29 protein-coding genes and 2 pseudogenes are annotated in these 23,647 nt (G+C 34.1%); 20 read left to right on the top strand and 11 right to left on the bottom strand.

Going from position 1 to position 23,647, the window contains the following annotated elements:
• Positions 1–118: 118 nt before the first annotated feature.
• Positions 119–226, bottom strand: a complete 108-nt coding sequence (locus DN389_RS21695) for a YjcZ family sporulation protein (RefSeq protein WP_000505670.1) — start codon at positions 224–226, stop codon at positions 119–121.
• 307 nt (positions 227–533) lie between these two features.
• On the opposite strand from DN389_RS21695, the gene DN389_RS21700 reads away from it, so the two are divergent.
• Positions 534–947, top strand: coding sequence for a hypothetical protein (locus DN389_RS21700; RefSeq protein ID WP_088610001.1), 414 nt, complete (start codon positions 534–536; stop codon positions 945–947).
• Positions 948–1,031: 84 nt separating this feature from the next.
• On the opposite strand, the pseudogene DN389_RS21705 reads toward DN389_RS21700, so the two are convergent.
• Positions 1,032–1,486 (bottom strand): annotated as a pseudogene (locus DN389_RS21705) (hypothetical protein).
• Positions 1,487–1,678: 192 nt separating this feature from the next.
• Here DN389_RS21705 and DN389_RS21710 point away from each other — a divergent pair.
• The 3 genes from DN389_RS21710 to DN389_RS21720 all read left to right on the top strand — a co-directional run bounded on the left by DN389_RS21710 (position 1,679) and on the right by DN389_RS21720 (position 2,646).
• Positions 1,679–2,068 (top strand): YflT domain-containing protein, encoded by a 390-nt coding sequence (locus DN389_RS21710; protein ID WP_000448812.1) that lies wholly within the window; start codon positions 1,679–1,681, stop codon positions 2,066–2,068.
• A 50-nt stretch (positions 2,069–2,118) separates the two neighbouring features.
• Positions 2,119–2,319: a CsbD family protein gene (locus tag DN389_RS21715; RefSeq protein WP_001293469.1), complete on the top strand. Its 201-nt coding sequence runs from the start codon at positions 2,119–2,121 to the stop codon at positions 2,317–2,319.
• A gap of 75 nt (positions 2,320–2,394) precedes the next feature.
• The gene (locus tag DN389_RS21720; protein WP_000522901.1) at positions 2,395–2,646 is read left to right on the top strand and encodes a GlsB/YeaQ/YmgE family stress response membrane protein; all 252 of its coding nucleotides are present in this window, start codon (positions 2,395–2,397) and stop codon (positions 2,644–2,646) included.
• A gap of 179 nt (positions 2,647–2,825) precedes the next feature.
• On the opposite strand, the gene DN389_RS21725 is transcribed toward DN389_RS21720, so the two are convergent.
• Positions 2,826–3,026: a methyltransferase gene (locus DN389_RS21725; protein ID WP_098802184.1), complete on the bottom strand. Its 201-nt coding sequence runs from the start codon at positions 3,024–3,026 to the stop codon at positions 2,826–2,828.
• Between the two features lie 197 nt (positions 3,027–3,223).
• Between DN389_RS21725 and DN389_RS21730 the strand changes: the two genes are divergently transcribed.
• From DN389_RS21730 to DN389_RS21750, 5 genes are all read left to right on the top strand, one after another.
• The gene (locus DN389_RS21730; RefSeq protein ID WP_140160348.1) at positions 3,224–3,562 is read left to right on the top strand and encodes an STAS domain-containing protein; all 339 of its coding nucleotides are present in this window, start codon (positions 3,224–3,226) and stop codon (positions 3,560–3,562) included.
• 6 nt (positions 3,563–3,568) lie between these two features.
• Positions 3,569–4,051: an anti-sigma B factor RsbW gene (gene rsbW, locus DN389_RS21735; RefSeq protein WP_098802185.1), complete on the top strand. Its 483-nt coding sequence runs from the start codon at positions 3,569–3,571 to the stop codon at positions 4,049–4,051.
• A complete protein-coding gene (gene sigB / locus DN389_RS21740) occupies positions 4,014–4,790 on the top strand; it encodes an RNA polymerase sigma factor SigB (RefSeq protein WP_098802186.1) in 777 nt (258 codons plus the stop codon). The genes rsbW and sigB overlap by 38 nt, the downstream gene beginning before the upstream one ends.
• A 69-nt stretch (positions 4,791–4,859) precedes the next feature.
• Positions 4,860–5,300 (top strand): ferritin-like domain-containing protein, encoded by a 441-nt coding sequence (locus tag DN389_RS21745; protein ID WP_000017748.1) that lies wholly within the window; start codon positions 4,860–4,862, stop codon positions 5,298–5,300.
• A gap of 173 nt (positions 5,301–5,473) precedes the next feature.
• Positions 5,474–6,616, top strand: a complete 1,143-nt coding sequence (locus tag DN389_RS21750; RefSeq protein ID WP_098802187.1) for a fused response regulator/phosphatase — start codon at positions 5,474–5,476, stop codon at positions 6,614–6,616.
• A gap of 38 nt (positions 6,617–6,654) precedes the next feature.
• Here the strand turns inward: DN389_RS21750 and DN389_RS21755 are convergent, their stop codons facing one another.
• The 3 genes from DN389_RS21755 to DN389_RS21765 all read right to left on the bottom strand — a co-directional run bounded on the left by DN389_RS21755 (position 6,655) and on the right by DN389_RS21765 (position 10,676).
• Entirely contained in the window at positions 6,655–7,512 is an 858-nt protein-coding gene (locus DN389_RS21755; RefSeq protein WP_000429032.1) for a CheR family methyltransferase, read from the bottom strand.
• A gap of 16 nt (positions 7,513–7,528) precedes the next feature.
• Positions 7,529–10,219, bottom strand: a complete 2,691-nt coding sequence (locus DN389_RS21760; protein WP_149237614.1) for an ATP-binding protein — start codon at positions 10,217–10,219, stop codon at positions 7,529–7,531.
• 205 nt (positions 10,220–10,424) lie between these two features.
• Entirely contained in the window at positions 10,425–10,676 is a 252-nt protein-coding gene (locus DN389_RS21765; protein WP_000991707.1) for a hypothetical protein, read from the bottom strand.
• A gap of 222 nt (positions 10,677–10,898) precedes the next feature.
• On the opposite strand from DN389_RS21765, the gene DN389_RS28520 reads away from it, so the two are divergent.
• The 4 genes from DN389_RS28520 to DN389_RS21780 all read left to right on the top strand — a co-directional run bounded on the left by DN389_RS28520 (position 10,899) and on the right by DN389_RS21780 (position 12,430).
• Entirely contained in the window at positions 10,899–11,039 is a 141-nt protein-coding gene (locus tag DN389_RS28520; RefSeq protein WP_001004564.1) for a hypothetical protein, read from the top strand.
• Between the two features lie 36 nt (positions 11,040–11,075).
• The gene (locus tag DN389_RS21770; protein WP_149237615.1) at positions 11,076–11,606 is read left to right on the top strand and encodes a general stress protein; all 531 of its coding nucleotides are present in this window, start codon (positions 11,076–11,078) and stop codon (positions 11,604–11,606) included.
• A gap of 166 nt (positions 11,607–11,772) precedes the next feature.
• A complete protein-coding gene (locus DN389_RS21775) occupies positions 11,773–11,976 on the top strand; it encodes a DUF4028 family protein (RefSeq protein ID WP_116300196.1) in 204 nt (67 codons plus the stop codon).
• A gap of 142 nt (positions 11,977–12,118) precedes the next feature.
• Positions 12,119–12,430: a YbjQ family protein gene (locus DN389_RS21780; RefSeq protein ID WP_000637510.1), complete on the top strand. Its 312-nt coding sequence runs from the start codon at positions 12,119–12,121 to the stop codon at positions 12,428–12,430.
• Between the two features lie 750 nt (positions 12,431–13,180).
• Here the strand turns inward: DN389_RS21780 and DN389_RS21785 are convergent.
• From DN389_RS21785 to DN389_RS29230, 3 genes and pseudogenes are all read right to left on the bottom strand, one after another.
• On the bottom strand, positions 13,181–13,486 hold the full coding sequence (locus DN389_RS21785) for a hypothetical protein (RefSeq protein ID WP_048545423.1): 306 nt from the start codon (positions 13,484–13,486) through the stop codon (positions 13,181–13,183).
• Positions 13,487–13,603: 117 nt separating this feature from the next.
• A complete protein-coding gene (locus tag DN389_RS21790; protein WP_149237616.1) occupies positions 13,604–14,596 on the bottom strand; it encodes a zinc-dependent alcohol dehydrogenase family protein in 993 nt (330 codons plus the stop codon).
• A gap of 327 nt (positions 14,597–14,923) precedes the next feature.
• Positions 14,924–15,108: pseudogene (locus DN389_RS29230) on the bottom strand (hypothetical protein).
• 103 nt (positions 15,109–15,211) lie between these two features.
• Between DN389_RS29230 and DN389_RS21795 the strand changes: the two are divergent.
• From DN389_RS21795 to DN389_RS21810, 4 genes are all read left to right on the top strand, one after another.
• Complete coding sequence (locus tag DN389_RS21795) at positions 15,212–16,429, top strand: sensor histidine kinase (RefSeq protein ID WP_149237617.1); 1,218 nt, start codon at positions 15,212–15,214, stop codon at positions 16,427–16,429.
• A complete protein-coding gene (locus DN389_RS21800) occupies positions 16,419–17,063 on the top strand; it encodes a response regulator (RefSeq protein WP_000876843.1) in 645 nt (214 codons plus the stop codon). The genes DN389_RS21795 and DN389_RS21800 overlap by 11 nt, the downstream gene beginning before the upstream one ends.
• Positions 17,064–17,222: 159 nt before the next feature.
• Positions 17,223–17,657: a hypothetical protein gene (locus tag DN389_RS21805; protein ID WP_149237618.1), complete on the top strand. Its 435-nt coding sequence runs from the start codon at positions 17,223–17,225 to the stop codon at positions 17,655–17,657.
• A 106-nt stretch (positions 17,658–17,763) separates the two neighbouring features.
• Positions 17,764–18,162: a hypothetical protein gene (locus DN389_RS21810; protein ID WP_098802190.1), complete on the top strand. Its 399-nt coding sequence runs from the start codon at positions 17,764–17,766 to the stop codon at positions 18,160–18,162.
• A 65-nt stretch (positions 18,163–18,227) separates the two neighbouring features.
• On the opposite strand, the gene DN389_RS21815 is transcribed toward DN389_RS21810, so the two are convergent.
• A complete protein-coding gene (locus DN389_RS21815; protein WP_000273536.1) occupies positions 18,228–18,368 on the bottom strand; it encodes a YflJ family protein in 141 nt (46 codons plus the stop codon).
• Positions 18,369–18,521: 153 nt separating this feature from the next.
• Here DN389_RS21815 and DN389_RS21820 point away from each other — a divergent pair, with 153 nt between their 5' ends.
• Positions 18,522–18,884, top strand: a complete 363-nt coding sequence (locus DN389_RS21820) for a hypothetical protein (RefSeq protein ID WP_098082720.1) — start codon at positions 18,522–18,524, stop codon at positions 18,882–18,884.
• 25 nt (positions 18,885–18,909) lie between these two features.
• Here the strand turns inward: DN389_RS21820 and DN389_RS21825 are convergent, their stop codons facing one another.
• Positions 18,910–19,095 (bottom strand): YhzD family protein, encoded by a 186-nt coding sequence (locus DN389_RS21825; protein ID WP_000539551.1) that lies wholly within the window; start codon positions 19,093–19,095, stop codon positions 18,910–18,912.
• A 352-nt stretch (positions 19,096–19,447) separates the two neighbouring features.
• Between DN389_RS21825 and DN389_RS21830 the strand changes: the two genes are divergently transcribed.
• Together DN389_RS21830 and DN389_RS21835 are read left to right on the top strand one after the other, a co-directional pair.
• Positions 19,448–20,689 carry a metallophosphoesterase family protein gene (locus DN389_RS21830; protein ID WP_149237619.1) on the top strand — a complete coding sequence of 414 codons (1,242 nt, stop codon included), beginning with the start codon at positions 19,448–19,450 and terminating at the stop codon, positions 20,687–20,689.
• On the top strand, positions 20,686–23,610 hold the full coding sequence (locus tag DN389_RS21835) for an ATP-binding protein (RefSeq protein ID WP_098189595.1): 2,925 nt from the start codon (positions 20,686–20,688) through the stop codon (positions 23,608–23,610). Before DN389_RS21830 ends, DN389_RS21835 begins: the two co-directional genes overlap by 4 nt.
• Positions 23,611–23,647: the final 37 nt, after the last annotated feature.

Genomic DNA, 23,647 nt, shown 5'->3' on the forward strand with positions numbered 1-23,647 from the left:
GGAAAAGAGAGTATACTTTCTTATTGTGTAATAAAGATAAGGCCCGCCTACGGAAATAGGCGGGCTTTTTTTACATATGAAGAAAAGACACTCACATGAGTGTCTTTCCGATAGTTTTTTAGCAGAAGCAAGCAGCTCCAACGATGATTAATAAAATAAACAATACAACTAATAAAGCAAATCCTCCAGCGAAGCCACAGCCGCCACAACTACCACCAAAGCCCATAATAGTTCCTCCTTTTAATAGGAGAGGAAAACCAAGAGTTCACTCATGTGTTTTAACGGATTCAATTTACTTTATGCTTTTACAAATGAATGGAGCAGGTCCTTTCCAAAATAGATTTATTCTTAGAAGGAGTTCAAGGGCAAAATAGGAGAATCTATATTATTCTTTAAGAGGGAATAAATGAAAAACAAAATATCCAAAAATACAGATGGAAATCCGCTTTTATACCTTTCATTAAAATAATACTAGCATTATATATTATAAGGAATACTTGTCCTTAATTGTAAATGAAAGGGGGGGGATTGATATGAGTTATGGCTATGGTCATCCTCCTGAAAAATGTCATAAACATCACAATGAAACTTTGTCAACGGGTGTATTACGTAGACATTCCGCTACGTTGTTTCTTACTGTGGAAGCTATGAATGTTGATCCAGATGATACTCATACAGTAACTGTTGAAATGTTTGATTGGTCATCGGGTTCTCCGGTATTGTTACCATTAGTAGACCCTTCAACACAAACATTGGCACCTAATCGATATGTTACTTTTCGTTCAGCAGCTCTTCCTTCAGGAGTTTTTGCTTATGAAGTAAGAATCATTCGTTCGAAAGATAGAGATGTTGTTACGAATGTTTTTGGTCTTAGTGCAATAGTATTTAACCCACAAGAAGGAAATAATGTTTTACAACATGATTTAGCAAAATTAGATCTTAAATAGATTTTATGAAAGTTTATTTATTGGACAATGTTAAAAAGAGTAGGATGTAATCCTACTCTTTTTAACATCAATTATATTAGAATTTTAAAAGAAATCCTTCATCATTTTCGCATCTCTAATGTTCACTGCTACACCTTCAACCTTATCTTTCTTCTTATCTTTAGCAATCGTAATTTGCTCTTTATTATCAACCCACACAAAAAACTCTTCTTTTGCGTCATCTTTATATGTAACGGTTATAGTAGAATGCGCAGACTCTGGCTTTTTCGATCTAGTGTAATTGCTTTAGGAGTTCCGCTTTGAACTGCTGAAACGATAGAGTATATCATTTCTTCGTTGTCTGTTTGAGATTTAGAAGTAGTGTTATCGGTTGTCCGAAGTATTTCGATATCTGTAATATTTGCGGAGTTTAATTGAAAGGTATTTTGTGTATGTTCTTGCTTAGCTTGTGGAGCGTTGTCTGTAGCTGAGGTACTTGCACAGCCTATTAAAGTGAAAGATAGAGCGGTTAGAGCGCATATAGATATGATTTTTTTCATAGTATCCCTCCTTATGATTAATTATAAAAATTTTCTGTTATTTAAGGTAGTTATTGTAAGTAGATTTATTCTACTAGTTTTAGGATAGAAAAAATTCATATAACTTTTTTCATATTTTATGTTTAACATTTCGAAAATGGGTGTACTACATATAATATAACAAATAATTCATTTTAAAGGAGGAAGTTAAAGATGGAAACGAAGTATAGTAAACCTTTTGTATATGAATTTATTACGGAGAAAGAGGTCATGAATGCGGCGAATGATCTAGTGAAGAAAGGGATAGACCAAAAAGATATTTACGTATTAACACATGAGAAAGAGAGGACAGATAGAATTGCAGACAATGCAGACGTGAATACAATTGGGATAAAAGAGGAAGGACTTGGGACAAGCATTATTAACGTCTTTCAAAACACGGGAGATCAGTTAAGAAATAAGATGCAAGAGTTAGGGCTTAATGAGGAAGAAGCGAACTTCTACGAAGAAAAGCTGGATGAAGGAAAAATCTTGTTATTCGTTAAGGATTTAGAAAGAGTCGGTGAATGGTTACAAGAAAGAAGATGCATGTATTCTATTTAAAGTTGTATCCTGTAAATCTATAAATCTATTACGAAAAGGAGATTGTAAATATGAGTGAGAACGGGCTAAAGGAACAAGTTAAAGGTAAAGTTGAAAAGAAAAAGGGCCAAGTAAAAGAAGGAATTGGTGAAGTTACAGAAGATAGAGAGTTGAAAAATGAAGGAAAGTGGGAGAAGACGAAAGGAACGATAAAAGAAAAAGTCGGAAAAGTGAAACAAAAGATAAGTGATGGGTTGGATAATAAAGAATAATACATGTTTATCAAGCTTTGGTTACATACCAAAGCTTGATAAATCCAATATAAAACGAATATAGGAGGTTTAATTGTGGGACTTATTATTACGTGTATTGTAGGTGGACTTATTGGTGCGTTAGCTGGAATGATTACAGGAAAAGACTTTCCTTTAGGTATAGTTGGTAATATTATTGCCGGATTAATCGGATCTTGGGTAGGTAGTGCGTTATTTGGTCATTGGGGTCCTGAATGGGGAGGCATCTTTATTCTTCCAGCTTTATTAGGTGCAATCGTCTTTATTTTAATCGTTACATTCTTTTCTAGAATGCTACGGAAAGCGTAAGTATTATAATGAATAGTAATCTTAAGTTTATTATATGTAGCTATAAAGTTAATAAACTGATAAATATACATAAAAAAGCATCCAATTAAAAGTTTGGATGCTTTTTTAATGTAATCTGCATAGGAATGAGTGGAGGATGAAGACCCCCCACTCATTAAAATTACACTTTCTATTATGTATTAAACCATCGTTACCTTTTCACAATTATTTATTTTTACGACCTGCCTTGGTTCTATATGAGATAAGTCATCGCTATTACCTATATCAACTACAATTGTATTCGTCAGTATGTTAATAATGGAACCAACTAATTTTGTAGCATGATCGTGTCGATAAGAAAATTGAACAAAATCTCCCCTTTTAAAGTTGTGCTCTTCCATAGATAGATCCCCCTAAAAATAATGTTTATACATTATACATACACAAAATTATAAGTTTTAAACATTTATTAGTACGATTTAAGTGTTAAGCTGAGAAAGGTGTAGAAAATTTATTTATAATGAAAATGAAAAAATATGTTTAAAACTAATTTTTATGGGTAATTAACATAGTAGTAGTTTGAGATAAGGGGGCGGAAATGATGAATTTGGAAATTCATATTTTGCAAAATGATGTAGGTTATACGGTACAACTTAATGGTGAGATTGATGCGTATACGGCATCAGATTTAAAAAATAAGATTATGCCTATTGCAAGCGAAAAAGAGGTTCATATTGTAGTAGATTTTACTGAGGTAGAGTATATGGATAGTACAGGCTTAGGCGTATTTATAGCTCTATTAAAAGCAATTAAGAAAAATGATGGAAAGCTAGAGTTTATTGGTGTATCTAAAAGGTTAAAAAGATTATTTGATATTACAGGGTTAACAGAAATATTAAATTTGAATTCCGATTTTGAAAAAGTAGAAAGAAGGTGACTAGGGATGATGGAGAGATTTGAAAAGATAGAAATGAAAATTCCTGCAAAAGCAGAATATGTGGCTATTATTCGTTTAACAATGGCTGGTGTTGCGAATCGAATGGGCTTTGCTTATGACGATATAGAAGATATGAAAATTGCTATTAGTGAAGCATGTACAAATATTGTACAACATGCATACAAAGAAGACGTTGGAGAAATTGCAATTGTCTTTGGGCTATATGAAGATCGATTAGAAATTATGGTTGCTGATAATGGGGTTAGCTTTGATTTTAGCACCTTAAAAAGGGAAGTTGGTCCGTATGATATTAGTAAACCAGTAGAACATTTGCCAGAAAATGGTTTAGGTTTATATTTAATCAATACGTTAATGGATGATATACAAATTATGCATGATGAGGGCATGACAGTTTTAATGACAAAATATATACAAAGAGAGCAGGTGGAGAATGATGGAAATCCAATCTCAACCTACAAATCTTGCTAAAGAAGACGTTATTAAACTAATTATAGACTTCCAACAAAACCAATGTGATGAAGCACAGGAAAGATTAGTGAATCACTATAAAAACCTCGTACATTCCATTGCATATCGTTATTCAAAAGGTGGGCCGATGCATGAGGATATTATACAAGTAGGAATGTTAGGGCTCTTAGGCGCAATAAGAAGGTATGATTACTCGATAGGGAATGCTTTTGAGCCGTTTGCAATACCTACGATAGTAGGCGAAATAAAGAAGTATTTACGTGATAAAACTTGGGGTATTCATGTTCCAAGGCGAATTAAAGATTTAGGCGGGAAAATTAAACTTGCGATAGAGGAGCTAACAGATCAACTGCAACGTTCACCGAAGATTATAGAGATTGCGGATCATTTAGAACTATCCGAAGAGGAAGTGCTAGAAATTATGGATGCGAAAAATAATTATCGAGTATCTTCCTTAGACGATGTAGTTGAAAATTCATCTGATGGCAGTTCGGTAGCGAGAATTGAATCTGTAGGTGAAGTAGAGCAAGGATATGAAGAGACAGAAAGGCGTCTCGTTTTAAAGGATATTTTTAACGTATTAAATGAGACGGAAAAGAGTGTTATTCATTATATATTTGAAGAGAATTTAAATCAAAAGGATACAGGGGAACGGTTAGGTATTTCACAAATGCATGTTTCTCGTATTAAAAGACAAGCGATAAGTAAATTGAAGCAAGCGGCGTTTTTAGATACATAAAAATTTAAAAGAATTATGTTTAAAACATGAGAAAAGGGGTAGTTATTAAGTATAGGAGGAGATATAAAAATGTCACACGATGTGAAAGAACTAATCGAAGGATTGAATGAAGATTTAGCAGGAGAATACTCGGCAATTATTATGTATAACCATAATGCTGCTACAGTTTCTGGTATATATAGACAAGTGTTAAAACCTTTCTTTGAATCTGAAATTAGTGATGAACAAGGACATGCCCTATATTTAGCGGAGAAAATTAAGACGTTAGGTGGTACACCTACTACGATTCCTTTACCAGTGAAACAAGTAGAAGATGTTAGAGAAATGTTAGAAGAAGCTAGGAAGTCAGAATATGAAACAATTAAGCGTTATGAAAAGAGAAAAGAACAGGCAGCGAAATTAAATATGACAGAGTTAGTTGTAAAGTTAGAAGATATGATCGCAGATGAAACAAATCATATGGAAGAGTTAGATCGTCTTTTAAGTGATAAAGCAATGGTGTTAAATTAAAAGTGGAAATTTATAGAGTGAAAGAACAAACTCTCATTTCTAGGGGGTTTGTTCTTTTGCTGTATAAATATGTTTGAGTAGGAAATTTTCATTTTGTAACTGAGTATGTAATACTAGAAAAATAGAAAATGATAATCGATTTACATTTTAAATAAGAAAAGGGGAAATAACTTGTGTCCATTTTAATTGTCGATGATAATCCGGTTAACATCTTTGTAATTGAAAAAATTTTAAAACAAGCCGGATATCAGGATCTTGTATCGCTTAATTCTGCACAAGAGCTTTTCGAATACATTCAATTTGGAAAAGATTCTTCCAGGCATAATGAAATTGATTTAATACTATTAGATATTATGATGCCTGAAATTGATGGACTTGAAGTTTGTAGGCGATTACAAAATGAGGAGAAGTGTAAAGATATTCCTATTATTTTTGTAACAGCTTTAGAAGATGCGAATAAATTAGCTGAAGCGCTTGATATAGGCGCAATGGATTATATTACGAAACCGATAAATAAAGTTGAATTGTTAGCGCGTATGCGTGTAGCATTACGCTTGAAATCGGAATTAAATTGGCATAAAGAACAAGAAGAAAACCTTCGTAATGAATTGGATTTAGCTACACAAGTACAAAGAAACTTATTAAGTAGCCCATTAAAAGAAGATCATATAAAAATTGAAGCAAGCTATTTACCTTCATTCAAACTAGCTGGAGATATGTATTATTGGTATAAAATCGATGAAAACCGCTACGGTATTATATTATTGGATGTGATGGGACATGGTATATCTGCTTCATTAGTTTGTATGTTTATTTCGTCTGTATTACGTGAAACGATTAAATGTTTAATTGATCCAGAACTCGTCATTAAAGACTTAAATAAATATATGACTCTTTTACATAATGAGAATGACAATATTCCATATTATTTTACAACAATATACTTAGTAGTGGATACAGAAAAGAGAACGATTGAATATGTAAATGCAGGACATCCTTCTGGATACGTTTTAGTGGATGAAGCGAATGTAGTGGAACTAAATCGCGGGAGTTGCGCGGTAGGATTTTTTGATGAAATAAAAGTTAAAAAGACAGTTATACCTTTTGAGAAGAACGCTCAAATCGTATTGTTTACAGATGGTGTTCTTGAAGCAATTGCAAATGATGAATTTGAGTCTGAAGAGAAATTACGTGCTTTTACAGAAAGAAAATGGGGAGATTTAGAAGAAGAGATAGAAGGGTTTTATAAGGAAGAACAGAAGAAAGAACAATCAGATGATATGTGCCTAATTATGATACAAACGAATGCGAAATAAAAAGCGTATGAAATCCAAACAGAGGATTTCATACGCTTTTATTGTATTTTTTGATAGATTTGTTCGTTCGGATTAAACTGGATATAATACGGCATTATATGTGAAAAACGAAGAGTTTCTTTATTTCCTAAACATAGGAATCCATTGTGGCCTAAACTTTCATAAAATAGTTGCTGTACTTGGTTTTGAAGTTTACCTGTAAAGTAAATTAAAACGTTACGGCAAAGTATAATATGAAATTCGTTAAAAGATTGATCAGTTACTAAATTATGTTGCGCAAAGATAATGTTTTGTAAAAGAGATGGATTAAAATAAGCAAAACGATTATCTGTTGAATAGTAGTTAGAAAATGCTTGTGTACCGCCAGCTTGTAAATAGTTTTTCGTATAAGTTTGCATTTTATTTAACGGAAGGATGCCTTGTTTTGCTTTTTCTAACACATTTGTATTCATATCTGTTGCGTAAATAACAGCTTTTTCACTTAATCCTTCTTCGTGAAGTAAGATGGACATTGATAATACTTCTTCACCAGTTGCGCATCCAGCATGCCAAATTCTAATTTCAGGATACTTTTTTAATTCAGGAATGACATGCTCTCTTAGCGCTTTAAAAAAGTTAGGGTTACGGAACATTTCAGTTACGTTAATGGAGAAATCATTTAATACCTGTTCTAAAAAGCCTTCCTCATGAATTACTTTTTCAATTAATTTTGAAATGGTTGGTATATTAGAGAGCTGCATTCGATTACAAATTCTTCTATAAATAGATGTGCGAGCATATTGGCGGAAATCGAAGCCAGATAGTTTAAATACCGCTTCTAATAGTAATTCAATTTCTAAGTTCGTGCGCTTATCCATATCGACGGATGGATCAAAATTATAATACTTATTTTCCACTTAAATTAAACCTCACTTATTTTATTAACCATACACTCATTACCGAATAGAGTTGATGTAAATTTAATGGTTTACTTATATAATCTGAAGCGCCAGCAGATAAACATTTTTCTTTATCATTTGGCATTGCTTTCGCAGTTAATGCGATAATAGGTATTTCATGTAACCTTAAGTTCATTCGGATATGTTCCATCGTTTCATAACCATCCATATTAGGCATCATAATATCCATTAAAATAAGGTCAATATTTGTATTGTTTTTAAGTATTTTTAAACACTCTATACCGTTTTGTGCAGTAATAATGTTGGCATGTTGTTTTTCTAATGCATTTTGTAATGCAAATATATTTCGGTGATCATCATCGACAATTAAAATGGTTTTCTCTTGGAAGACGTTATCTGTTTCTGGAGTCACTATAGTTTCCTCAACCACTTCAACAGGAATAACGTCATCTATCGTTGCTGCAACCTCTAAATTGGATACTTGTATATCAGTTAATCCATTTGGAAGGTTAGGAATATATACAGTGAAAGTACTGCCTTCTCCTACATGACTCTCTAACGTAATCCAACCACCTAACAATCTAGCAAATTCTTTACAAATAGATAACCCTAAGCCTGTACCACCATATTTCCGAATCGTTGCGCCATCTGCCTGTTGAAAGGCTTCGAAAATAAGTTGATGCTGTTCTGTAGCGATACCAATACCAGTATCTTTTACCGAAATTGTCATCCAATCATTACTTATAGACTGCATTTCATGACTTAAATGGGTTGTTTCTATCGAATCGAAATGTAAAGAAACGGATCCTTTTTCCGTGAATTTAAATGCATTGGATAATAAGTTTTTAATAATTTGTTCAATACGTTTTGCATCTGTATAAAACAGATCAGGAATAGCATCACTGTCTTCAATAGTAAATTCGACATTTTTTTGTGCAGCTATATGTAAAAAGTTTTGATGCATATTTGCTGCCATGTCACTTATGTTCGTTGCTTCAAAAATCACATCTAGTTTTCCGGCTTCTACTTTAGACAAATCTAGTATGTCATTAATTAAAGTAAGTAAATCTTTTCCTGATGAATGAATAACGGTTGCTAATTCAATTTCATCATCGGATAAATGATTATCATGATTTTCTTTTAACATTTCAGATAAGAGTAAAATACTATTTAACGGTGTGCGTAATTCATGTGACATATTTGCTAGGAATTCTGATTTGTATTTTGAGCTACGTAATAGCTCACTTGCTTTTTCTTCTAATTCTGATTTAGTAATTTGTAAGTCAGCTGTCTTTTGCTCGGCCTCTTCCGTTCTAGACTCTAGTTGTTCATTCGTTGTTCTTAATTCTTCAGCTTGCATTTGTAGTTCTTCAGCTTGCGTTTGCAATTCTTCTGATTGAACTTGCAACTCTTCTGTCATTGCTTGTGATTCATGTAATAGAGTTTGAATTCGCATACGTCCCATAATGCTATGGATTGTTAAACCTAGATTATCAACGGTTTGTTGAATTAAATCTTGATGTAAATCTGAAATCTCAGCTACACTTACTAATTCCATTACTGCGATCACTTCATCTTCAAATAAGATAGGGACGACTAGTAGATTTTGAGGGCGTATTTCTAATAAGCCGCTAGTGACATAACGAAATTCTTCTGGTATTTCTCGAAGAATAAAGCTTTGTTTTTCTAAAGCACATTGCCCAATTAAACCTTCCCCCATTTTAATGGATTGTTTCCCAATATCAGCACCTTGATCTGCGAAAGAAGCTTTCTTCACATAGTAGACAGTTTCTTCAATTTCTTCACGTACATAGAATGCACCGCAAGAAGTTTGCGTTTTTTGTATAACTCCACTAAGAATTTTGTTACCTAACATCTCAATAGAAGATACACCTTGATACATTAAAATTAATTCTGCAAGCTCGGTTTGCAACCACTCTCTTTTCGATATTTCGTCTAGTAGGTGGTTCGTTGTGTGAGCTAGATCTTTTATTTCATCATGGCTGTTCACATGAATTCTTTCCGTAATTTTTTCTTTAGAAGAAATGGATTTAATAACTTGAATTACATTTTTAATCGTTTTTGTAATGGAATTCGAAATATAGAGTGAAATGATAATAGAAATACAAGAAAGTAAGAACAATAAACTGTATAACCAAATTTCTAATTTATTATTTTCAGTATCTAATTGTGCAGCTCTTTTTTTCGTTAGTTGCTCCTCTACACTACGGAAGTTAGTTAGCTGCGATTGTAATGATTGAATTTGAGTCGTGTCGATTGCTTGTACGTTATTACTATTGTGATTTGTAATGAATGGGTGAATCTCTTTATTAATCCAACTAGTAATGTTTTCATTAATCTGTTTTAATTTTTCCTGTTGAGAGGGGTTATCCTCTAATAGAGCCAAAAGATCTTGATAGTGTTTTTCGTAATCCTTTTCCGCAGCGTTAAGAGATTGCACGTAATTTGCATCATTAGAAGTGACAAATCCTTTCGCTTTATTTTCAATTGTTAGCAATTCTTTCTCCACTTGATTCGTTAAATTAAGAACTTTAAAATCGTGATCAATAATAAAATTACGAGATTTTTGTAAACTAGAAATCTCATTGTTTAGCATAATGAAAGAAATAAGTAAGAACAAAATGATAACTAAATAACCAGCCATAATTTTGTAGCGAATACTAAATTTTGCTTTCGATTTCATTAAAAATTCCTACCTTCAAGGTTATTCAAAGTTTTCAATTGTAAAGAATGAAAAACGTAATATATATTATATCAGTTTTTATAAGGCCAAACTAGAAATCCCCCTATTGTATTAGGGGGCTCGTTTTTCATAGAGGAAATCATTTTGAAATATAAAACTATATATGAAAAGTAACAATCGAGGGAATAGGGGGATCATATAACTTTTAAGAAGGAAAGAGTGTTCTTAAAGCTTTTTTTGCATCTATTCCTTCAAAGATAAATAATACAAGCTCTCTCTTTTTTACAGTAAGGAAAAAGGATATTAATGTGCTTAAGCTTTTAATAGAAGTAAGTGTTCCGTGTTTACTTATAAATAAATTCGTTTGAAATGTTGTCATTAAAGCATAAAAATGATGAATCTGCGTTATTGTAGGTGTTTCATTATAAAGAATAGTAGTAGATTGGATTGCATTCATCGAAATATTCCTTTCCATATAGTAAGCATAACAATATAAACATACCCGTTTTAAAAAAAGTTAAACATATAAATAAGAAAAAATATAATTATAGTATTTTAGGTTTAGAAAGGGTTACGAAGGGTATACATATACTAGAAAGAGATTGACTGAAGATGAATTATAAGAGCTCTAGTCTATAAAAATATACTTTTACTTTAAATAAAAAGGAGTCTGGTATACATGAATGAAATGATGATTGACATTACATTTGATTTAATTTACTTGTTAAGTAGTTCGCTTGTAATCCTTTTATTATTCGCTTTTTTCGTAAATGGTTATGTTAATAAGAAGATTAGTGTATACAGAAATGAAGAAAGATAAAGATACATTATATAAAACTTTAGGAGGTTAATAGTTATGGATGTAGATAGAAAAATAGTAGGTGTTTTTAGAACAATTGATGATGCGGCATGTGTTATTAATGAATTAAATGATAAAGGATACTCGGCGGATAATATTTCAGCTATTGCGAAGGATCAAAAGGAAATTGAACATCTGGAAGAAAAATCGGGTGAAAAAGTGAATCATGAAACTGCACATAAAGCGGATATCTTTTCAGCGACAGGGCTTGTGGCAGGAGGAGTAGCAGGCGGACTCGGTGGTTTATTAACAGGTCTTGGTATACTTGCCGTTTCTGGAATGGGTCCAATCGTAGCAGCGGGACCTATCGCAGCAGCTATTGGAGGAGCCGGTATTGGCGGAGGAGCTGGAAGTTTAATAGGAGCATTTATCGGATTAGGAATTCCCGAAGAACACGCTAAGAAATATGAAGAATACATTTACGATGGAAATATATTAATTTTAGTAGATGCAAAATTAGGTGATAAGTTAGAAATCTATAAAATATTTGATAAGCATAATGCTTATAACTCTGATTTCTTTAAATAATATGTACTTCACATATCAATGATGAAAAATGTAAACATAGTGAATATCGTTTTTTGATCTTACAACTTTGGCGCGGCCGAGGAGTCGTATGACTATAAGAGAGGAAGGGCTTATAGTAAAAGATCAAGTTCTATTCTGTTATTTAAAAGGAAAGAGGTGTCTTTTCGTGATTGTAAAAATAGTAAAGGATAGTAGTAATAGTTTCCTTTGTACAGTTCAAAATCAAAATGGAGAGAAGTATGTGAAGAAATGGTTTAGTAAACATGAAAACAAGGAAGAGTTAGGGAGACCAACTTTTAAAGAAGTAGAAAAGGACTGGAAAGAAAATAGAGAATCTTTTATGTATCCCAATATTAAAGCGCTTTATTAAAATTAAACATAATGCGCGTTTTATTCTTACAAAACTGTCACATTCCTGTAAGGTAATTCAATAGATTAGTTACTTTTTCCATGTCATAATAAAGACATAAGAAAGCTAATTAAAACTACAACTTATTAGGAGAGTGTCAGTCATGATTGTAACAACAACGTCTGGAATTCAAGGTAAAGAAATTATTGAGTATATCGATATTGTAAATGGTGAAGCTATTATGGGTGCAAATATTGTTCGCGACTTATTCGCTTCTGTTCGTGATGTTGTCGGTGGTCGTGCTGGTTCTTACGAAAGCAAGCTAAAAGAAGCTCGTGATATCGCAATGGATGAAATGAAAGAACTTGCAAAACAAAAAGGTGCGAACGCTATCGTTGGTATTGACGTAGATTACGAAGTTGTTCGTGATGGAATGTTAATGGTTGCTGTAAGTGGTACAGCTGTACGTATATAAGTAAATAAAAAACAGGCTCCCCCTTGAAGTTCATGCTTTGAGGGGATTTTTTTGTTTCATGACTACAGTTCAGTTAAAATGAAGAAGAGCTGATGGCGAATGTACTGGCTCGCTAAAATGATATAACCGCTTAAGGGATAAGCTGAAAAACACTATACTGTACATATGTTTAAAATAAGCAAAACGTTATTGTAAAAAATGCTAGGATTGCTCCTAGCATTTCGTGAGGGGGTATTGCACGGGAATTTAGATAATAAGCAGACACACTTGCTTATTTCAAATGTAGTATATAACGTTTTCAAGGAGAAAAGTAAGGAATATAGCAATCTTTATATATGTTTAACGAAAGTGTTAACTTTATGATAAATAATAAAATTGTTATTTGAGGTAAGGGGAGAAATAATGGTATGAATAACTTTAGAGGGTGTATAGTTTATAGAAATAAACGATTGAGCATGTAAAGAGTTGTATTACATAAAAATTTATAATGAATGGAGGCGGTTATATTATGTTTTGGTTAGGATGTTTTTTAGGATATATTGTAGGTTCAGTTATTACATGCGCTCTACTTTATTATGGGTATAGATCCAATGAAAATAAAAAAGTGGATATACAAAAGAGGGAGGAGAGGAAAATCAATAAAAAAGGTGTATAGGATGTGGAAGGTAAGGTGATAACGTTGATGCAAAAATAAAGGACAGTACATATTTTATATGACGACTATGTACTGTCCCGCTTATTCTTTTTGGATTAGGAAAAGTTGTTTCCTGTCTTGCTATAAATTTCATAGGCGAAATAACCAAATAAATAGCCTATTCCAGACCCTAAACTAATGGAAAGCAGTGAGAAATCCGGGAAAAACATACCGAAAATCAAACCGATCATACAGCCAACAAGCATTCCCATAGGTATTAAACTATCTAATAACAGTTGAGCTTTTTGAGAGTTTTTCTTACCTAATTTTCCGTTCTTATATTTATGTTCCAATCTTTTAATTACAAATACTACAATTCCACCAACTATTACAACAGGCGCGATTGCCGAAATGAACCACATGTGAAAATCTCCTTTTACCTTTTAATATAATTATACCAGATACTTACAATTATATGTTTCTAAACGTATTATTTAGTCTATTTAAAAGGTCAATCAAAAAGACTTCTTCAATTGCATTCAATAACTCGTCAAAAACACTTTCCCTTTCGTTTTCTCAGCAGACTGCACAACATCAACCGCACTTTTCACATCTGCTAAGTCATACGTAGAATGGACTTTCATAAAATGTAATTGTTTGTTTTCCACTAAGCGAATTAAGTGACGAAACGTTTCTTGCCATTTATATGGTGATACTTCTTTATTCCAATGTCGTAAATGAAATATGTTCGCGTGCACTTTTGCTTTCGTGACAATCTCTGCCCAGTTCACTTGTATTCCTGATAGAAGACCGATCGTTAAAAAGTGCCCGTTTGGACGTAAGGAGAAAGCTAATTCATTTCCATCAGATCCCCCAATAGAATCAATTGCAGCATCCGCACCGAGCCCGTTTGTTAATTCCATAACGGTTTCATAAAGCGGGGCAGTGGAAGTATCAATTACATATGCAGCACAAAGGCGCAGTAATTCTTCTGTATGCTTATTATTTCTTGTAACAGCAATTAATCGGAAGTTTAAAATTTGTGATAACTGCGCAAATAGATGTCCAATAGCGGATCCACAAGCGTTCACTAATAAAACGTCATTACTCTGTAAGTTTAACGTTTCTGTACAAGTAACCCACGCCGTAAGAGGATTAATATACATTTGTGCCGCTGTAAAATCATCAATAGAATCCGGAATAGGGACTACAAAATCAGCTGATGTCTTCACATACTCCTGCCAAGTACCTTCTCCGCGTAACGGTAAAACACGTTTACCGATAAGGTCTCTCGTAACGCCCGCGCCTACATCTTCTACAATACCAACACCTTCATAACCAGGTATGTTAGGTAAAGGGATTCTATGAGCGTACGCCCCCGTTATTGGAATTAAGTCAGATGGATTAATCGGCCTAACTAACATACGAACGAAAACTTCATTCTCTTTTAGTGGTTCTATATTTTTATATTCAACTTGTAATACATCTTTTGGGTTGCCAAACTCGTGAAATTGAATGTGTTTTCCGTGCACGATAAATGTTCCCCCTTAGTTTGATTGGGTTTATTATAGCATTTTTGGTTGGAGTGATTATTTCGTTATCAAAAAATAAAAGGGAACAGAAATTCGTCGTTTATCTATTTGATAAAATCGATTTCTTCTGAATACGTACTAATATAAGAAAAAGACGCTCTTGTGAGCGACTTTTTCTAACTTGAGATAGATACATTATTATTGTTCTACTAGGTTACATAGTTCTCGTATAAAGTTTTCTCACACAAATGATCTGTGTATCAATTTGTTTTTGATATACAGATCATTTGTATGATAATTATTATAGATAATTGCTGAATGATCACCTTACATGAATGCTTTTAAAAGTTCTTGAACTAATGGAATTACTCCACCTACAAATTTTAAAACTGCCATTGCGATTTCCATATGAGTGCCTCCTTTTTTAATGGTAAGATGCAATAAATCTTTATACGCTTATTATAGTAAGCGCTTACAATTATATCAATGCATTTCGATATGCAATATTTCATATTTATATTCTGTAATGGGGATGGAAAAAAGCCCCACTAATTAAAGTTTCACTTTATCAAAATGTAAGCTGCATCTTGTATAATATAATGATGGAGGTCGAATATGAAAAAAATGAATTCAAATATAGACTTGGATACAAATGTATTGGAAGCGGTATTTATTCCAAGAAGGTTTGTTGTTTTATGGATTACACTCGTATATATAGCTTCAATGCTTTTAGAATTTCGTAATAATATTCTCTCAATGGATAGTTTCTTCTTCACAATAATTATTGTTATTCATACTATCTTTCATTGGTATGCAAGTTCATTAAAGAATAGACAATTGTTGTATTTCTTTTTTGTACAACTCTTCATTGTGTTTCTTGCTGCATTTATTGTACCAAATGGTTCAATAGCTATTTTTGTTGGATTAACGCCTATTTTAATTGCCCAAAGTCTATATGTTTATAACAATATATTTAAAGTAATGGCGGTTTTTACTCTCATGTATGCCATATTTTGTACTGCGATTAGTATGAATTATGGTGTGAATAAAGTAGCTATTCTTATCTCTATGTTCCTTTTAGTACTAGCAATTATTATTCCTTTTTCTTATATTAATAAGCAGCAATATGATGCACGTAATCGTATACAGAGCTACATTCAAGAGTTAGAGTCTGCATATATGAGAGTAGAAGAATTGACATTAGCTAATGAAAGGCAGCGAATGGCAAGGGATTTACATGATACGTTAGCGCAAGGTGTAGCGAGCTTAATTATGCAATTGGAAGCAATAGATGCCCATATGCAAAAAGGGAATACAGGACGATCTCAAGAGATTACGAAACAAACTATGATAAGAGCGAGACAAACTTTACATGATGCAAGGCTGGTTATTGATGATTTGCGTCATACTACCAATTCATTTAATAAAGCAGTAGAGGAAGAAGTTCAACGTTTTTCTGAGGCTACGTCTATACACGTGAGATTTACTATTCAAAGCCCTCCGCATATTTCAAGCTTAGTAAAGGAACATTGTTTATATGTAATTAGTGAATGTTTAACGAATATCGCAAAACATTCGCAGGCAACAGATGTAAATTTAAAAGTTGAATATATCGATGATCTTGAAAAACTTACTATTGAAGTTGAAGATAATGGAATTGGTTTTGACACTGGAGATATCGGTAAGAATCCTGGACATTACGGCTTAATTGGCTTAAATGAGCGTGTTCGATTGATGAATGGAGAAATACATATATTAAGTGAAAAGATGAAGGGTACGAAAGTGTATATTCAAGTACCTATCAATAATGAAGGAGATAGCGATGAAGTATAACGTATTAATTGTGGATGATCATTTCGTTGTAAGAGAAGGTCTGAAATTAATATTAGAAACGAGTGATTCATTTCAAATTATAGGTGAGGCTGCAAACGGAGAAGAAGCTCTTTCTTTCATAGAAAAAAAGGAACCTGATGTTATTTTAATGGATTTAAATATGCCTAAAATGAGTGGTTTAGAAACAATTGAAGCTTTAAATAAAAAACAAAATCATACGCCGATTATTATATTAACTACTTATAACGAAGATGAATTAATGTTAAAGGGAATTGAGCTAGGAGCAAAAGGATATTTGCTAAAAGATACGGATCGTGAGAATTTGTTTCGAACATTGGAAGCGGCTATTCGAGGTGAGATATTACTACAACCCAATATTATGGAAAAGATAGTGAATTATAAAAGGAAAGAAATACATGCTAATATGGTTGAAGAAAATAATTTAACAGAAAAAGAATTGTTTGTGTTGAAAGCTATTGCGCGTGGAAATAAGAATAAAGAAATTGCATTCGATATGGGAATAGCTGAGCGAACGGTAAAAGCGTATTTAACAAATATATACAATAAATTAGGTGTTAATTCAAGGTCAGAAGCAGTAGCTGTATCTATTGAAAGGAAATTAATTCATTTTTAAAACATTATATATGCCCAATCGTACATTATAGGCTTGCCCTTTTGTACGATTTTTTTATTTCTTTCTCATGTTATGCTTTAGAAAGTATGAGAGATTTAAGAACGCTCTAATTGCATTACACAGACGTTTTTAATGTGGGAAAGGAAGAAGAATAATTAAATGGCAACTTTGTTTTTAATTTCTGTAGTAATTTTCTTTATTTGGCTGCAAAGTAAACAAACAAAATTAAACTGGATACATATTATTACTTTTCTCATGATGATAGGGATTATTACTTATACGGCGCCGCAACCAGTGACTAGAGATTTACAAGCAGAGTTATTGGCAGTTACGCTTTTTTCTTTCGCTATTGGTGTTTGGCAAGGTGGAGGAATTACAGTTTGTTATGAGGATGGAATTTTATATATTACAAATGGAAAACAGTATTCCATTTCATGGATTCTTTTAATAATCGGCAACATAATTATTATTAACACATTTGAAGGCGGATTTACATTTAATGGATCGTGGATTATTTTGTGTAGTGTTGCCATTGCATCTGGGGTGCAAAACAGTATTCTATGTATTCTGTACAAATTAACAGTGCGAAATTGAATGGAAAATAATATTAATTTATATTGATGTATAAATCAATGCTGTAAGTTCATCGAAAGATTGTAGTCGATAAAAACGAGAAGGAAGAATGGGGGAGTTAGCGTAGATGTTTCTACCTATTACTACATTTTATAGGTTTATTTGGCTGAGGAATGTTGCTTCCTCTTCAGAAAAAGTTAGCAAAAATCAAACGCTTTTGAGGGCTGAAGAGCAAGATGATAATTTGCGTAACAAGAAATATATAGATTCGGTTACTAAAATTCATAAGGAAATAAATATAGATTTTGTAAAATGTGGTGCTAATTATGTATCGGGCTGTGCAGAACCTCATTCAACAATTGTCATAACAAGTGGTGATATGTATGTTGGAAGCGGACGGGTTAATAAGTATGGGGAATTTAAAGTATGTACGAATGATTATCTAGAAAGAAATTTAGTAATAGAGATTCAGTTAATAATCGGTGGTTTTTATCAAGAGAGTATAACGGTAAAGATAGAACGTTAAGATAGGATTATTTCTTTTTTACCACTATATAAAAAGGAAGCAACCGTAGTCGCTTCCTACATCAATTAAGCCGAAGCCTTCTTCATTCTCTCAAGTAAACTAGATAACACATGCGTACGATACGACTCTAGTTTTTTACCTTCATAAGTACGAATACCTAATTTTTTAAGTTCTTTTACATACCAACCTTTGCTTCCGAAATACATGTGATCGCTCCCCTTCAACTTTATTTTTTGTTTGTTCTGATCATACTTGGAGGTACGGGTATTAATGAAGGAAATGAATTTCGCGCGAAAATGGTTAACTTTGTTGCAAAAGACATATATACTAAGGATAGTATATAACGAGGTGGGCAAGACGTGATTATAGAGAAGCACGAAATTCAAATTGACCAAATTACGAGCGGTAAAGTGAATATCTTTACTTTCTATAGAAATAGAAAGCAAGTTGATGATCATTTTTTACGATTGCAAGAACCATCGCTTACAGCAAACTACTTCTTCCATTTTCATTTTGACGCAGAGAGCTTGCATCTACTGCAGGAAGAGTTTCCAAGCGTATATCCGTACAACGGTAGTGAAACGATTCACGACTGGACGGAAAAGATGAAAGCAGAGTTGCAACATCAGATCCAAACAGGAAAATGGAATAAGCGCGTACGTATCGGTAATCGCATTCTAGATGTGACGTTTACGTGGTGTGACGAAGATATAGTAGAGTAAAAAGAAGCGGATGACGCTTCTTTTTTTAGCGCTGGAATAAAACGAGCTTACCTGCAGAAGATGTACAGCGATGTGTTTTTTCATACAATCCTTTTTCTTGTAAAATAGATTCACCTTTTGCTTTCGCTTCTTTTTCAGTTGCCGCCTCGAATGATTCGTCTAATGCTTTAGAACCATCTTTTTCAAAGACTGTTAGAACGTATACTCCCATGAAAATTCCCTCCAATAATAAAAATCAGAATCTTATAACTATTTTGGCATAAATCGCTAGAATATGCAAAGAAATATATGACATTGCGTGTTACAATAAAGTGAAACTTTAACTAGTGGGGAGTCTTTTCATCCCCACTAGTTATTAGTTGAACCAATCGGGTATTTATGGGCAGTTTACTTTCAGATTGGCTTCTTTGCCTACTGCCCGTTAATACGGGGTAAAGTGAAACTTTAATCAGTGGGGAGTTTTTTATTTCCTGCTTATTACTAGTTTTCACCAATTGAGCATGTAGTGTTTGTGTTCATGCGGATAAAATGAAACTTTTGAAATATAGAAAGGATCGTTATTTGTGAAACAAGTGAAGTTTATACATGCGGCTGATTTGCATTTGGATAGTCCGTTTAAAGGGATGGAAATGAATGTACCGCAGTCTGTTTGGGAAAGAATGAAGCAGAGTACGTTTGAATCGTTCGAACGTATTATTGATAAAGCGATTCAAGAGCGCGTTGATTTCGTATTACTAGCCGGGGATTTGTATGATGCGGAGACGAGAAGTTTGAGAGCGCAAGTGTTTGTGCGCGAGCAAATGAAGAGACTGTCGCAGTATGATATCCCTGTTTTTATTATTCACGGTAACCACGATCATTTAGGGGGAAGCTGGGCAGCAATTGAGTTTCCGGAAAATGTTCATGTGTTTACGGAGCCTTATGTAGAAGAGAAATCATTTTATAAAAATGGTGAGTTGTTAGCTTCTATTTACGGGTTTAGTTATTTGCAGCAAGCGGTAACGGATAATATGACAGCGCAGTTTACGAAAATGAGTGATGCGCCTTTTCATATTGGTATGCTTCACGGAAGTGTGGAAGGAGATGCAGAGCATAATCGCTATGCACCGTTTCAAATTCGTGAGCTGAAAGAAAAGCAGTTTGATTATTGGGCTCTTGGTCATATACATAAACGTGAAATTTTATTAGAAGAGCCGTGCATTATTTATCCAGGTAATATACAAGGACGTCATCGTAAGGAAACAGGAGAGAAGGGTGCATACCTGATTGAACTTACGAAACAAGGAACGCACTGTTCATTTTTCCATACGGCGGATGTTGTGTGGGACGAGATAGAAGTGAATATTGATGGACTTGAAACTGTTGATGAACTTATGACGAGCGCATCGAGTGCGATGAATGAGTGCCGAAGAGAAGAGGAAGGGACGCTACTTACTGTCGTATTTACAGGACAAGGCCCACTTTCTCCTTATTTACGTGATGAAAAGCGTGTGGAAGAGATCTTTCATATTTTAGCAGCTGGCGAAGAGCGAAAAGACTTCGTATATGCGATGAAGTGGAAAAATGAGACGGTTTCTTTTGCGGAAATCGAGCGTTTGAAAGAGGAAAACCATTTCGTCGGTAGTGTGCTGAAAGAGTTAGAAGCTTTCACCAATATGGACGGCGTATTGCGCAGTATTTGGACATCTCCTGTAGCGCGTAATAGTATTGAATCTTTTACAGAAGAAGAGAAGAAAGAGATTCAAAAGGAAGCAGAAAATATTATTTTAGAGCAATTATTCCAGCAAGAGAGGGATAAGAAATGAGAATTGAAAAACTCCATATTTATGGGTACGGAAAATTAGAAAATGTGGAAATGGATCTGTCAATGCTGACAGTGTTATACGGTGAAAATGAAGCGGGGAAATCGACAATTCGCTCATTTATGAAAAGTATTTTATTCGGTTTTCCAACGAGAGGACAGCGCCGTTATGAGCCGAAAGAAGGCGGCAAGTATGGCGGTGCGATGACTGTGCAAACAGAGAAGTACGGCCGTTTGAAAATTGAACGATTGCCAAAGACAGCAGCTGGTGAGGTGACCGTTTATTTTGAAGACGGGAAAACGGGCAACGAGGAAATTTTACACGATATATTAAGCGGGATGAATGAAAGTTTATTTGAATCAGTCTTTTCATTTGATATGCACGGCCTTCAAAATATTCATCAACTCGGCGAAGCGGATATCGGAAATTATTTATTTTCGGCAAGCGCAGTCGGAAGCGATGCGTTATTGCAGCTAGATAAAAAGCTAGAAAAAGAAATGGATCAGCGCTTTAAGCCGAGCGGTCGTAAACCAGAAATTAACGTGTCACTGCAAGAAATGAAGAAGCTTGAAGAGAAGATGAAAGAGTGGCAAGGGAAAATTGGCATGTATGAAAAGCAAGTGGAGCAGTTAAAAGAAAGTGAAGAGAAACTTGCTGCTGTTCGTGCGGAAAAAGAGAGTGCAGAAAAGCGAAAGCAAGATTATGAAATATTAGCAGTGCTAGAGCCTCTCGTTATTGAAAAGCGTGCGCATGAGAAAGTGTTAGAAAACGAGAGCGGGCAGTTTCCTGTAAACGGGATGGCGCGTTATGAAGCGATTAAGGCGAAGATGGAGCCGCTCCAATTACAAGTTGATTCACTCCATAAGAAAATAGAGAATGTGCAAACGGAAATTGAATCGATTCAAATAGATGAAGAGTTTTTACAAAAAGAAAGTTATGTAGAAGAACTTCGTATGCAGCATATGTCTTATGAAAATGCACGCCAAGAAATGCGTGATATGACAGGAACAATTACGAATATAAAAGAAGAACTGGCAGAACTAGAACAACAAATCGGTGCTACTTTTGAAAAAGAAACAGTTCTTTCGTTTGATATGAGTTTGGCAACGAAAGAGTTAATTACGCAAACGGTGCAAAAGGCGCGCGAACTAGAAACGCAAAAAACACAGCTTGATGAGCGTTTTAAAGTAGCGCAGGAGCAATTAGAAGAACAAGAAGAAAACATAAGACAGGTTAAGCACCAAATGTTAGCGGATGAAGAACGAAATACGCTAGTTGAGAAAGAAAAGTCATTCCAAGATGCGGCGTTTATCGGTATGGGCGCAGAGAGAATGAAGCGCAAGTATGAAGAGAAGGCGGGAGCGGCAGTGCAAAAGAAAAAACAGTGGCAAAGAGTTTGTCTTCTGTTACTTCTTATTAACACAGTCGTTTTATTCACAAGCTTATTTATGGACAACCGCCTACTCTTATTTATTAGTGTCATTATTTTTGTAGGGATCGTTCTTGCCCTCGTTTTATATAAAGATCCGTCAAGTGGATTACAAGAAGAGCTTCTTACTCTTCAGCAAAGTGCTGGTGGGAGACAAAGTGAAGAAGCAATGTCAGTTCGTTATCAATTAGAAAAAGATGAAGAGATACGTAAATTATTTGAGCGTGAGTCGTATAAGTTACAGCAAATGGAGCGAGCTTATGATAAAGTCGTTTCATCGTATGAGGAATGGGAGAGAGAAACGTTCCGCATTAGCGAGCAAGTAGATGTGTATAAAATGCGCTATATGTTCCCTGAATTTTATACGTATGCACACATATTGCCGGCGTTTGAGCGTATGGAAAAAATGCAGCAATTATATCGCGAGTTAGAGAAACAAAATGAGCGGAAATCTTCATTATATGAAATGATTTCGCAATTTGAACATAAACTAGAAACTGTTATCGGTAGTGCGGAATATAGTAAGCTGCACGAGGCGCAAAGCCGTATGCAAAATGAGAAAGAAAAGCGCCAAACTTGTAAGCAGTTAAAAGAGAAGCTTGTGGAATGGCAAGAAGAATATGAGTTCATGCAAGAGCAATTGAAACAACTGTTAGTAGAACGAGATAGTTTATGGCATATCGCACATTCTACAGATGAAGAGATGTTTTTAGAAGCAGGTAAACTGGCAGAAAAACGTGAAGATGCTGAGCAGCAAGTCGGGCGTTTATTACCGCAAATTGATCTGTTAGAACAGCGTTTAACGAGTTTATCATTAGCTGAACATTATGAGGCTGACGGTTATGATGAAAAATTAAAGCAAGAAATGACAGCTGCGCAAAATTGTCTTATGAAAGAGAAAGAACTGACAGAGCGTATTGCGAAACATCGTATGGAAATCGCGAATTTAGAAGAAGGTAGTACGTACGGTGATTTACTGCACGAATGGGAAATGAAAAAAGCGCAAGTGCGTGAACAAGTGAAGAAGTGGGCTGCTTATGCGGCCGCAAAGACAGTATTAACGAAAACGAAGCAATATTATCATGAAGTACATCTTCCTCGTATTTTACAAAAATCAGAAGAGTATTTCGTCTATTTAACAGGCGGACGATATAGTAAAATCTTTTCACCGTCAGAGGCAGAACCGTTCATCGTTGAGCGTAACGACGGTATGCGTTTTTACAGTCATGAACTAAGTCAAGCGACAGCAGAGCAGTTATATTTATCGTTACGATTTGCATTAGCGAAAACATTTGAGCATGATTATCCGTTCATTATTGATGATAGTTTCGTGCATTTTGATGCGGTAAGGACGAATCGTACAATTGAACTAATAAAGGAAATTGCGAAAGATAGACAAGTCATCTTCTTTACATGCCATGCGCATTTATTAACGTATTTTACAGAAAAACAGATTATAAAATTAACGCATAAGCGTAAAGAAAATGAGTTGTAGTATGCTATACTAAAAGTAATTGATATGGTGGAGGAAT

The organism is Bacillus sp. AY3-1 (assembly GCF_008368785.1).
GTDB lineage: Bacteria > Bacillota > Bacilli > Bacillales > Bacillaceae_G > Bacillus_A > Bacillus_A wiedmannii.

Excerpts from the sequence above, each read along its gene's own strand:
- DN389_RS21695 (WP_000505670.1), bottom strand. The coding sequence starts at position 226 with ATGGGCTTTGGTGGTAGTTGTGGCGGCTGTGGCTTCGCTGGAGGATTT.
- DN389_RS21700 (WP_088610001.1), top strand. The coding sequence starts at position 534 with ATGAGTTATGGCTATGGTCATCCTCCTGAAAAATGTCATAAACATCAC.
- DN389_RS21710 (WP_000448812.1), top strand. The coding sequence starts at position 1,679 with ATGGAAACGAAGTATAGTAAACCTTTTGTATATGAATTTATTACGGAG.
- DN389_RS21715 (WP_001293469.1), top strand. The coding sequence starts at position 2,119 with ATGAGTGAGAACGGGCTAAAGGAACAAGTTAAAGGTAAAGTTGAAAAG.
- DN389_RS21725 (WP_098802184.1), bottom strand. The coding sequence starts at position 3,026 with ATGGAAGAGCACAACTTTAAAAGGGGAGATTTTGTTCAATTTTCTTAT.
- DN389_RS21730 (WP_140160348.1), top strand. The coding sequence starts at position 3,224 with ATGATGAATTTGGAAATTCATATTTTGCAAAATGATGTAGGTTATACG.
- rsbW (WP_098802185.1), top strand. The coding sequence starts at position 3,569 with ATGATGGAGAGATTTGAAAAGATAGAAATGAAAATTCCTGCAAAAGCA.
- sigB (WP_098802186.1), top strand. The coding sequence starts at position 4,014 with ATGATGGAAATCCAATCTCAACCTACAAATCTTGCTAAAGAAGACGTT.
- DN389_RS21745 (WP_000017748.1), top strand. The coding sequence starts at position 4,860 with ATGTCACACGATGTGAAAGAACTAATCGAAGGATTGAATGAAGATTTA.
- DN389_RS21760 (WP_149237614.1), bottom strand. The coding sequence starts at position 10,219 with ATGAAATCGAAAGCAAAATTTAGTATTCGCTACAAAATTATGGCTGGT.
- DN389_RS21765 (WP_000991707.1), bottom strand. The coding sequence starts at position 10,676 with ATGAATGCAATCCAATCTACTACTATTCTTTATAATGAAACACCTACA.
- DN389_RS28520 (WP_001004564.1), top strand. The coding sequence starts at position 10,899 with ATGAATGAAATGATGATTGACATTACATTTGATTTAATTTACTTGTTA.
- DN389_RS21770 (WP_149237615.1), top strand. The coding sequence starts at position 11,076 with ATGGATGTAGATAGAAAAATAGTAGGTGTTTTTAGAACAATTGATGAT.
- DN389_RS21780 (WP_000637510.1), top strand. The coding sequence starts at position 12,119 with ATGATTGTAACAACAACGTCTGGAATTCAAGGTAAAGAAATTATTGAG.
- DN389_RS21785 (WP_048545423.1), bottom strand. The coding sequence starts at position 13,486 with ATGTGGTTCATTTCGGCAATCGCGCCTGTTGTAATAGTTGGTGGAATT.
- DN389_RS21795 (WP_149237617.1), top strand. The coding sequence starts at position 15,212 with ATGAAAAAAATGAATTCAAATATAGACTTGGATACAAATGTATTGGAA.
- DN389_RS21800 (WP_000876843.1), top strand. The coding sequence starts at position 16,419 with ATGAAGTATAACGTATTAATTGTGGATGATCATTTCGTTGTAAGAGAA.
- DN389_RS21805 (WP_149237618.1), top strand. The coding sequence starts at position 17,223 with ATGGCAACTTTGTTTTTAATTTCTGTAGTAATTTTCTTTATTTGGCTG.
- DN389_RS21810 (WP_098802190.1), top strand. The coding sequence starts at position 17,764 with ATGTTTCTACCTATTACTACATTTTATAGGTTTATTTGGCTGAGGAAT.
- DN389_RS21815 (WP_000273536.1), bottom strand. The coding sequence starts at position 18,368 with ATGTATTTCGGAAGCAAAGGTTGGTATGTAAAAGAACTTAAAAAATTA.
- DN389_RS21825 (WP_000539551.1), bottom strand. The coding sequence starts at position 19,095 with ATGGGAGTATACGTTCTAACAGTCTTTGAAAAAGATGGTTCTAAAGCA.
- DN389_RS21835 (WP_098189595.1), top strand. The coding sequence starts at position 20,686 with ATGAGAATTGAAAAACTCCATATTTATGGGTACGGAAAATTAGAAAAT.